A 10,452-nucleotide genomic window follows, 5' to 3' on the forward strand; every position below is an offset into this window, starting at 1 on the left:
TAGGACTGCCAGTCGTTGAACTGTGCCCGTTACAGGTCCACGGTGACTTTTCCGTCCACCACTGCGGCAGGGTAGGTGCGCACCGAGTCGATGCCGCTGGGACAGGTGCCGTCGTCGAGCGAGAAGGTGTACTGGTGCAGTGGGCACACGACGACGGATCCATCGATCTGACCGTCTGCCAGTGGCCCGCCCTTGTGGGGGCAAACGGCGTCCATCGCACGCACCGAGCCGTCGCTGAGCAAAAACACTGCAACCTGCTTGCCGTCCACCACGTAGGCCCGACCCTCGCCGGGCGTCAGGTCTTCCACGGCCCCCACCGGCACGCTCATCGGACCGGAACCTGTGGCAGCGGAAGCATTGGCAGCGACGGGGTGAACTGGGCGGGTGATTTCGGTGCCGTGCGGTCCTGCCACGGGTCGATGTACCCGTCCACCGATGCCTGCACGCGCTCGTCGAGTCCGGCCACGATGCCGTCCCGGTCGTCGATCAGCACGCTCTGCAGTTCTTCCAGGCCGAGACGCGGCACCCACGCGTACGTTCGCTCGAGCCACTGGGCGTTCTCGCGGTAGTGCTGGATGAACCTGCCTGCCACGGTCAGAACCTCCTCGGCCCCGGTGACGGTGGCCAGTAGATCGCCCTTGCGGATGTGTGCGCCTGCCGCGCCGCCGACGTAAATCTCCCATTTGTCCTCGCCCACCGAGACGACGCCGAAGTCCTTGCACAGCGCCTCCGAGCAGTTGCGCGGGCAGCCGGCGACCGCGAGCTTCAACTTCGCCGGAGTCTCCAAGCCCTGGAACCGCTCTTCGAGGGCGATGCCGAGGGCCGTCGAGTCGCCGAGGCCGAAGCGGCAGAAGTCGCTGCCCACACAGGTTTTGACGGTGCGCATGCTCTTGCCGTACGCGAAGCCCGAGGGCATGTCCAGATCGCCCCACACCTTCGGTAGGTCTTCCTTCTTGATGCCGAGGAGGTCGATGCGTTGTCCACCGGTCACCTTGACCAACGGCACGTGGTATTTGTCTGCGACGTCGGCGATCTTGCGCAACTGATCCGGGGTGGTGACGCCACCCTTCATCTGCGGTACCACCGAGAAGGTGCCGTCTCGTTGGATGTTGGCGTGCACACGGTCGTTGATGAACAGCGCGCCGCGCTCGTCCACCCAATCCGGACCCCATACGGTCCGCAGCAGCGACGCCAACGGCATCTTGGCGGCGGCATCCTCGACGCCGCCCGTTGCCAGGGCCGTGAACACCGCAGAAACCGCCCGAAGATCCTGTGCTCGGATGGCGTCGATCAGTTCGGGCTTGGTCATCGGAATGCAGGGCACGTACCAGTCCGCCGTGGGATCGGCCTCGACGGCACCGCCCGCTGCGCACGCGATGATGTCCTTGACCAGCCCTTTGCACGATCCGCAGCCTTTGCCCGCACGGGTCTTCGCCGTGACTTCGGAGAGGTTTTTCGCGCCCGCGTGTACGCAGGCCACGATGGCACCCTTGGTGACGCCGTTGCAATTGCACACCTGCACGTCGTCTGCCAGCTCGGCGGCTCCTGTTGCCGCAGAGGGCGTTCCCATGTCGAAGAGCATGCTGATGCGCTCGTCGGGCAAAGGCACCTTCTCGTCGAAGGCCTGGGTCAGGAAGTTCGCCTTGGAGATGTCGCCGAGCAGGGTGGCACCGATCAGCTTGTTGTTGCGCACGATGACCGACTTGTAGGTGCCGCTGCGGGGCTCGTAGAACTGGACGAATTCGTCGTCGTCGCGTTCAGGGGCCGTGATCCCCATCGACGCGACGTCCACACCGGCCACTTTGAGCTTGGTCGTCAGCCGCGAACCATGGTATGCCGCAGTGGGATCGGCTCCGGTGAGCACATCGGCCAGCACGACGGCCTGCTCCCACAGCGGCGCCACGAGGCCGTAGACCTCGCCGCGATGTTGGCAGCATTCACCGACGGCATAGATGGAACCCTCATCCTCGCAACGCAATTGGTCGTCGACGACGATTCCGCGTTCGATCACCAATCCACCTGCGCGAGCGAAGTCGACGCTCGGCCTGATGCCCGCCGTGACGACCACCATGTCCGCGGCCAGCGAGGTGCCGTCGTTGAATCCGACGCCGGTGACGACGCCGTCCTCGGAACGCAACACCGAGGTGGTTCTCTTCGAGGTGTGCACGCCGACGCCGAGAGACTCGATCTTGTTGCGCAGCACCCGTCCACCGCGCTCGTCGAGCTGCTGGTTCATCAGGTGTCCGGGGGAGTGCACCACGTTCACGTCGAGCCCCTGCGTTCGCAGACCGTACGCGGCTTCGAGTCCGAGCAGTCCGCCGCCGATGACGACAGCGCAGACGTCCTCGCGTGATTCCGCCATCTGCAGCATGCCGTTGGTGTCTGCGATGGTCCTGAAGCCGAAGACGCCGCGGGCCAGTCTGCCGTCGGATTCGCGGAGACCGTCCATGTTCGGGAAGAACGTGTTGCTGCCGGTCGCGATGATCAGCACGTCGTAGTCGACGGATCGACCACTCTCGCACACGACGGTCTTGGAGAATCGATCCAACGACACGGCACGATCGCCCACGTGCAGCGTCACACCGTTCTCGCTGTACCAGCTCATGGGATTGAGAATGAGATCCTCGTCGTCGACGGTGGTCTCTCCGGACAGCACGTGCGAGAGCATGATTCGGTTGTAGTTGCCGTACGGCTCGTCACCGATCATCGTGATCTCGAACAGTGAGCTGCCGTCACGTTTGATGATCTCTTCGACTGTTCGGGCACCGGCCATTCCGTTGCCGATCACCAGCAATCGCTGCTTACCCGCAGTCATCAGACGAGCACCAGACCGAAATCGACGACGACCTCTCCGCTGGTTCCGGCAGGGGCCGCGACAACCAGTTCCAGCACGGTGTCCGGATCCACGTCCTCGACGACCCGCAGCGGAATGTTGACGCCGCTCTTGGCTCCCATCGGGAACATGCGCATCGGGCTGCCGTCGCGCAGCAAGGTCACGACCACGAGTTCGGCGCTCGAATTTCCGCCGCGGAAGTACAGCGGCTGGGCTGTCACACCGTCGGGGACGACGAAGCTCAGGCTCGGGTCGATCAACTCGGGCTTGTCCAGACCGTTGCCGGTGAAGGAGAAGACGCCTTGCAGAAATCGCGGTGTGCTGGCCATACACACGAGGTTCCGGTGTCGGGGTGACGTCACCGCTGCGGTGACGTTACGTCGGGATCAGAAAGACCTCACCGGCACTCGGCACCTCGTGTGCGCTCGCGGGTCACAGCCCGAAGTTCCCCGGACCGCGTCGCCTCAGGTATTTCTCGAACTCGGCCGCAATTGCGTCGCCGTCGATCTTGGCGATCGCGTCGGACATGTCCACCTCGGCATCACCACGCTCTTCGAGGCTGCGCACGTACTCGCTGATCTCCTCGTCTTCCTTCGTCATCTCGTTCACTGCCTCTTCCCATTCCTCGGCCTGGGTGGGCAGTTCACCGAGGGGAACCTCGATATCGAGCACATCCTCGACCCGCTGCAGCAGCGCCACGGTGGCCTTGGGGTTCGGTGGCTGCGAGACGTAGTGGGGCACGGCAGCCCAGAACGACACCGCGGGCACGCCGGCCTTGACGCACTCGTCCTGCAGTACGCCGGTGATGCCGGTGGGGCCCTCGTAGCGGGTCTGTTCCAGGTTGAACTGTTCGGCAGACTCGGTGCTGTACGCGGTGCCGGTGACCGGAACGGGCCTGGTGTGCGGGGTGTCGGCCAACAGCGCTCCCAGAATCACGACGGTCTCGACGCCGAGTTGCTCGACGAATTCGAGCAGGTCGTCACAGAAACTGCGCCACCGCATGTTCGGCTCGATGCCGCGCAGCAGCACCACGTCACGCTCGCTGCCCGGAGGAGAACACACCGACAACCGAGTCGACGGCCACTCGATCTCCCGGGTGACACCATCGACCTGGCGAACCGTCGGTCGATTGACCTGGTAGTCGTAGTAGTCCTCGGAGTCCAGCTCGGCCAACGGGCTGGCGTCCCAGATCAGCTCCAGATGCTCGACGGCACCGCTGGCCGCATCGCCCGCGTCGTTCCATCCCTCGAAAGCAGCCACCAGGATGGGGGAGCGCAACTCGGGGATGTCGTCGTCCAGGTCGTCGAGGTCTGTGGCGTTGGCCACAGCGTCCTGGACAGCCTCGATCAACGCGGCATCCAGCGGCGCATCCGATCCAGCACCTGAAATGTCCGTATTTTCGGCACTGTCGTCGTTCGGGGACCTGCCATCGAGGTTTCGGGGACTCACCACGACAGCCTACGACCCGAGGAAACTTCGGTGCCCACTACTCTGTAGTGATGCCCGATCAACACAAGCCCAGTCTGCTCGATGCGATTTCACGTCGCGTTGTCATCGGCGACGGTGCGATGGGCACGATGCTGCAGGATGCCGATCTGACCCTCGACGACTTCATCGGTCTCGAGGGCTGCAACGAAATTCTCAACGACACGCGCCCCGACGTTCTGCGCGAGATCCACCGCGAGTATTTCGCGGCCGGTGCCGACGCCGTCGAAACCAACACGTTCGGTTGCAACCTGCCCAACCTGGCCGATTACGACATCGAGGACCGCATTCGCGAGTTGGCGGAGAAGGGCACGCGGCTCGCTCGGGAGACCGCCGACGAGATGGGTCCCGGCCGCGACGGGATGGACCGGTACGTGCTGGGCTCGATGGGGCCGGGTACCAAGTTGCCCACGCTCGGCCATGCCCCGTTCGCTCGGTTGCGCGACGCGTACACCGAAGCCGCTCTCGGCATGATCGACGGCGGCGCCGACGCGATCCTGATCGAAACCTGCCAGGACTTGCTGCAGGTCAAGGCCGCGATCATCGGTAGCCAGCATGCAATGGACAAGCTCGGTGCACGCATTCCGATCATCACCCATGTCACCGTCGAGACGACGGGCGCGATGCTCGTCGGCAGCGAGATCGGTGCCGCGCTGACGGCGCTCGAACCCCTCGGTATCGACATGATCGGACTCAATTGCGCGACCGGTCCGGCCGAGATGAGCGAGCATCTGCGCCATCTGTCCAAGCATTCGCGGCTTCCGGTGTCGGTGATGCCCAATGCCGGGCTGCCGACCCTGGGCGCGAAAGGTGCCGAATATCCACTGACCGCACCCGAACTGGCCGAGGCGCTGAGCGGTTTCGTCCGTGAGTACGGGCTGTCACTGGTCGGCGGTTGCTGCGGCACCACGCCCGAGCACATCCGTCAGGTGGCCGACATGGTCCACGGGGCAACGAAACTCGAACGCAGGCCCGCGCCCGAACCGGGTGTCTCCTCGCTCTACACCGCAGTTCCGTTCGAGCAGGATGCCAGCATCCTGATGATCGGTGAGCGCACCAACTCCAACGGGTCCAAGGCTTTTCGCGACGCGATGCTCGCCGAGGACTACGAGAAGTGTCTCGACATCGCGAAGGATCAGACGCGCGACGGTGCCCACATGCTCGACCTCAACGTCGATTACGTGGGCCGCGACGGTGCCGCCGACATGTCGGCCCTGGCCAGTCGTCTCGCGACGGCGTCGACATTGCCGATCATGCTCGACTCCACCGAACCTGCCGTACTCGAAGCGGGTCTCGAGCACCTCGGTGGCCGTAGCGCAGTCAACTCGGTCAACTACGAGGACGGTGACGGCCCCGACTCGCGGTTCCAGAAGATCATGCGTCTGGTCAAAGAGCACGGCGCGGCCGTCGTTGCTCTGACCATCGACGAAGAAGGCCAGGCCCGTACAGCCGAGTGGAAGGTGCGTGTCGCAGACCGGTTGATCACCGACATCACCGAGAACTGGGGCCTGCGCCACGAGGACATCATCGTCGACACCCTCACATTCCCGATTTCCACCGGGCAGGAGGAGGTGCGGCGCGACGGCATCGAGACCATCGAGGCAATTCGGCAGCTCAAGGAGAAGTATCCGAAGGTGCACACCACCCTCGGATTGTCGAACATCTCGTTCGGCCTCAATCCTGCTGCACGCCAGGTGCTCAACTCGGTATTTCTGCACGAATGCACGCAGGCCGGCCTCGACACCGCCATCGTGCACGCGTCGAAGATCCTGCCGATGAACAAGATTCCCGACGAACAGCGCGAGACGGCACTCGACCTGGTGTACGACCGTCGCAGTGAGGGCTACGACCCGCTGCAGAAGCTCATGCAACTGTACGAGGGTGTCTCGGCGGCATCGGCCCGTGAATCCCGTGCCGAGGAGTTGGGTCGCCTGCCGTTGTTCGAGCGCCTCGAACGCCGCATCGTCGACGGTGAACGCAACGGCCTCGACACCGATCTCGACGCCGCGATGACCGAGAAGCCACCGCTGGCGATCATCAACGAGACACTGCTCTCGGGCATGAAGACAGTCGGTGAGCTGTTCGGCTCCGGCCAGATGCAGCTGCCGTTCGTGCTCGCGTCCGCCGAAGTCATGAAAGCGGCTGTGGCGTACCTCGAGCCGCACATGGAGGCGACCGACGACGACGGCAAGGGCCGCATCGTGCTCGGTACCGTCAAAGGCGATGTGCACGACATCGGCAAGAACCTCGTCGACATCATCCTGAGCAACAACGGCTACGAGGTCGTCAATCTCGGTATCAAGCAACCGATTTCGACCATTCTGGAAGCCGCGATAGACAAGCGTGCCGACGTGATCGGAATGTCCGGGCTGCTGGTGAAATCGACCGTGGTCATGAAGGACAACCTGATCGAACTCAACAACAAGGGTGTCGCAGAACAGTTCCCGGTTCTGCTCGGCGGTGCGGCCCTGACGCGGTCGTACGTGGAGAACGATCTGCAGGACGTCTACGAGGGCGACGTGCATTATGCGCGTGATGCGTTCGAGGGTCTACGACTGATGGATACCATCATGACCACCAAGCGGGGCGGCGGTCCGGCTCCGGACAGCCCCGAAGCGCTGGCGGCGAAAGCCAAGACGGCCGAGCGCAAGGAACGCCACGAGCGGTCCAAGCGCATCGCCGAGAAGCGTAAGGCCGCCGAAGCGCCGGTGGTCGTGCCCGAGCGTTCCGATGTCGCTGCCGACATCGACATTCCGGTGCCGCCGTTCTGGGGAACGCGCATCGTCAAGGGCGTGTCGCTGTCCGAGTACTCGGGGCTGCTCGACGAGCGCGCCCTGTTCCTGGGTCAGTGGGGTCTGCGCGGTGCCCGCAAGGGTGAGGGAGCCACGTACGAGGATCTGGTGGAGTCGGAAGGCAAACCGCGCCTGCGGCATTGGCTGGATCGACTGAGCACCGACGGCATCCTCGCCCACGCGGCCCTGGTGTACGGGTACTTCCCGGCGGTGTCCGAGGGTGACGACGTCGTCGTGCTCACCGAACCGGAACCCGATGCACCCGAACGCTTCAGGTTCACGTTCCCGCGGCAGCATCGCGATCGATTCCTCTGCATCGCGGACTTCGTTCGATCACGATCCGCTGCACGGGAATCGGGCCAGGTCGATGTTCTGCCGATGAATCTGGTGACGATGGGTCAGCCCATCGCGGACTTCGCCAACGAACTGTTCGCCGCCGACTCCTACCGCGACTACCTCGAGGTCCACGGAATCGGGGTTCAGCTCACCGAGGCCTTGGCCGAGTACTGGCACCGCCGCGTTCGCGAGGAACTGAAGCTCTCCGACGGAAATTCCGTCGCCTCGGAGGATCCCACCGACGCCGAGGGCTTCTTCAAACTCGAATACCGCGGTGCGCGTTACTCGTTCGGCTACGGTGCATGCCCTGACCTCGAAGACCGCATCAAGCTGGCCGCGCTGCTCGAACCCGAACGAATCGGTGTGAAGCTCTCCGAGGAGTTGCAACTTCATCCCGAGCAGTCGACCGATGCGTTCGTGCTTCATCACCCGGAGGCCAAGTACTTCAATGTCTAGAACCCACCTGCAAGGTGTCCTGTGGGACATGGACGGCACGCTGCTCGACTCGGAGAAGATCTGGGACGTGGCCATCGGTGAGTACTCCCGCAATCTGGGAACCGAATTGAGCGCCGAGGTGCGCGAGAGCACCCTCGGAAATTCCATGCGCGACGCGTTGAGCAAGGTCCTCGCCAATGCCTCGATCGAGGTCACCGACGAGCACTTGGCGCAGGGTCGCGAATGGCTCACTGCCCGCGTCGGAGACCTGTTTGCCGAAGGCATTCCCTGGCGACCGGGTGCCAAGGACGCTCTTGCGCTGGTGCGCGAGATGGGCCTGTCGACGGGGCTGGTCACCAACACCGAACGCGGACTGGTAGAGCGAGCACTCGACACCCTCGGTCGCGAGTACTTCGACATCACGGTCACCGGCGACGAGGTCGAGGCGGGCAAGCCGCACCCGGCACCGTACCTACGCGGTGCCGAGTTGCTCGGACTGAACGCCGAGTCCTGCCTCGCGGTCGAGGATTCGCCCACCGGCTCGTTGTCCGCCCACACCGCGGGCTGCCCGGTCCTGGTGGTGCCATCGGAGATCGCTGTGCCCGAAGCCGCCGGCTACACCATCCGTGACGGTCTGCTCGGCCTCACAGCCGACGACGTCAGACGAGCCTGGGCGGGCTAGTCACCTGGGAGTGGAGCCTGCGGAACGATCTGATTCGGTCGAGCTCTCGACCGAATTCGTGTACCCGAGTGACGACGTGAAAGAATATCCAGCCGTGAAGACTTTCGATTCCCTGTTCGCCGAGCTCACCGACCGCTCGAAGACTCGCCCCGAGGGTTCGGGCACCGTCGCAGCGTTGGACGCGGGAGTTCATTTCCAGGGCAAGAAGGTCCTCGAAGAAGCCGGTGAAGTGTGGATCGCCGCCGAACACGAGAGTGACGAGGCGCTCGCCGAGGAAATTTCGCAGCTTCTGTACTGGGTGCAGGTCATGATGGTGGGTAGGGGAATCGAGCTCGAGGACGTCTACCGACATCTGTGAGGCAAGACCCACGTGTCCCTCACCAAAACTCACCGAACGAGGAAAACACCATGTTGCGCGTAGCCGTACCCAACAAGGGCGCTCTCTCCGAGTCCGCCGCCGAAATTCTCAGCGAAGCCGGCTACCGCCGCCGAAGCGACTCGAAGGATCTGACGGTTCTCGACCCGGCCAACGGAGTCGAATTCTTCTTCCTGCGCCCCAAGGACATCGCCATCTACGTCGGATCCGGCCAGTTGGATCTCGGCATCACCGGACGCGACCTGGCTCTCGATTCGGGTGCCGCGGTCGAGGAACGGCTCGCACTCGGCTTCGGCCGATCCACCTTCCGCTACGCCGCACCGGCGGGTAAGGAATGGGCACCCGAGGACCTGGGCGGCCTGCGCATCGCGACGTCGTACCCCAACCTGGTGCGCAAGGACTTGGCCGAGCGCGGGTTGGAGGCCACGGTCATCCGCCTCGACGGTGCGGTCGAGATCTCCATCCAACTCGGTGTCGCCGACGCGATCGCAGACGTCGTCGAATCGGGACGCTCGTTGCGTCAGAACAACCTCGTGGCCTTCGGCGAATCGCTCTGCGACTCGGAGGGCGTGCTGATCGAGCGGTCAGGCACTCCGGGCACCGACTCCGCACGCAAGCAACTCATCGCTCGCGTGCAGGGCGTCGTCTTCGCACAGCAATACCTGATGCTCGATTACGACTGCCCCAAGTCGATCCTGAACGAGGCCGTCAAGATCACCCCCGGAATCGAATCGCCGACACTGGCTCCGATGGTCGACGACAACTGGGTCGCCGTGCGCGCCATGGTTTCTCGCAAGGTCCACAACAACGTGATGGATCAGCTTGCCGATCTGGGTGCCAAGGCGATCCTCGCCTCCGACATCCGATCCTGCCGGGCCTTCTGACGCAGCCGGAACTGTCTGGAGAGCACATGGCATCCGAAGGGGCCGACGAGGACCTCGAACGACTGGCGCGGGCGGTGTTCGACGCGCAGCCGTTCACCAGACTGCTCGGTGCCGAACTGGTCTCGACTGCCGGAGGTCACGTGGAAGTGCGCCTGCGAAATCGACCCGAGTTGCAGCAACAGCACGGTTTCGTTCACGGCGGAGTGATCAGCTACCTGGCCGACAACGCCGTGACCTTTGCCGGTGGGATCGCGCTCGGCGGCGACGCGGTGACATCGCACTGCACGGTCGACTTCTCCAGGCCGGCGACGGGAGAGTTCTTGATTGCCCGCTCGCACGCCGTGTCCACGACCCGGAACCAGGCGATCTGCCACTGCACCGTCCACTCGGTCGACGGTGAGAACGAACGTGTCGTCGCAGTGGCACAAGGCACCGTGGTCAAGGCCCACACACCTCGACCGCCCACACCCTGACTGGTCGTTCCGCAGGCTCCACTCCTGCCCTGACTGGTCGTTCCGCAGGCTCCACTCCTGCCCTGACTGGTCGTTCCGCAGGCTCCACTCCTGCCCTGACTGGTCGTTCCGCAGGCTCCACTCCTGCCCTGACTGGTCGTTCCGCAGGCTCCACTC

Annotated in this window: 9 protein-coding genes; 5 read left to right on the forward strand and 4 right to left on the reverse strand. The window is 64.1% G+C overall.

Features of this window, described 5'->3' with window-relative positions; genetic code table 11:
• Positions 1-29: 29 nt before the first annotated feature.
• The 4 genes from ACNEOT_RS15265 to ACNEOT_RS15280 all read right to left on the reverse strand — a co-directional run bounded on the left by ACNEOT_RS15265 (position 30) and on the right by ACNEOT_RS15280 (position 4,159).
• The gene (locus ACNEOT_RS15265; RefSeq protein ID WP_415974863.1) at positions 30-329 is read right to left on the reverse strand and encodes a Rieske (2Fe-2S) protein; all 300 of its coding nucleotides are present in this window, start codon (positions 327-329) and stop codon (positions 30-32) included.
• Positions 326-2,815: a nitrite reductase large subunit NirB gene (nirB, locus tag ACNEOT_RS15270; protein WP_415974864.1), complete on the reverse strand. Its 2,490-nt coding sequence runs from the start codon at positions 2,813-2,815 to the stop codon at positions 326-328. The genes ACNEOT_RS15265 and nirB overlap by 4 nt, the downstream gene beginning before the upstream one ends.
• The gene (locus ACNEOT_RS15275; RefSeq protein ID WP_415974865.1) at positions 2,815-3,162 is read right to left on the reverse strand and encodes a molybdopterin oxidoreductase; all 348 of its coding nucleotides are present in this window, start codon (positions 3,160-3,162) and stop codon (positions 2,815-2,817) included. The genes nirB and ACNEOT_RS15275 overlap by 1 nt, the downstream gene beginning before the upstream one ends.
• A gap of 103 nt (positions 3,163-3,265) precedes the next feature.
• Positions 3,266-4,159, reverse strand: a complete 894-nt coding sequence (locus ACNEOT_RS15280; protein WP_415975214.1) for a PAC2 family protein — start codon at positions 4,157-4,159, stop codon at positions 3,266-3,268.
• A gap of 173 nt (positions 4,160-4,332) precedes the next feature.
• On the opposite strand from ACNEOT_RS15280, the gene metH reads away from it, so the two are divergent.
• The 5 genes from metH (at position 4,333) to ACNEOT_RS15305 (ending at position 10,296) form a co-directional block, all read left to right on the forward strand.
• Positions 4,333-7,902 carry a methionine synthase gene (gene metH, locus ACNEOT_RS15285; protein WP_415974866.1) on the forward strand — a complete coding sequence of 1,190 codons (3,570 nt, stop codon included), beginning with the start codon at positions 4,333-4,335 and terminating at the stop codon, positions 7,900-7,902.
• The gene (locus ACNEOT_RS15290) at positions 7,895-8,563 is read left to right on the forward strand and encodes an HAD family hydrolase (protein WP_415974867.1); all 669 of its coding nucleotides are present in this window, start codon (positions 7,895-7,897) and stop codon (positions 8,561-8,563) included. Before metH ends, ACNEOT_RS15290 begins: the two co-directional genes overlap by 8 nt.
• A gap of 94 nt (positions 8,564-8,657) precedes the next feature.
• On the forward strand, positions 8,658-8,921 hold the full coding sequence (locus ACNEOT_RS15295) for a phosphoribosyl-ATP diphosphatase (RefSeq protein ID WP_415974869.1): 264 nt from the start codon (positions 8,658-8,660) through the stop codon (positions 8,919-8,921).
• 50 nt (positions 8,922-8,971) lie between these two features.
• Positions 8,972-9,823 carry an ATP phosphoribosyltransferase gene (gene hisG, locus ACNEOT_RS15300; RefSeq protein ID WP_415974871.1) on the forward strand — a complete coding sequence of 284 codons (852 nt, stop codon included), beginning with the start codon at positions 8,972-8,974 and terminating at the stop codon, positions 9,821-9,823.
• 26 nt (positions 9,824-9,849) lie between these two features.
• On the forward strand, positions 9,850-10,296 hold the full coding sequence (locus ACNEOT_RS15305) for a PaaI family thioesterase (RefSeq protein ID WP_415974872.1): 447 nt from the start codon (positions 9,850-9,852) through the stop codon (positions 10,294-10,296).
• Positions 10,297-10,452: the final 156 nt, after the last annotated feature.

The sequence above is a fragment of the Rhodococcus sp. 077-4 genome, assembly GCF_047782425.1.
Classification (GTDB): domain Bacteria; phylum Actinomycetota; class Actinomycetes; order Mycobacteriales; family Mycobacteriaceae; genus Rhodococcoides.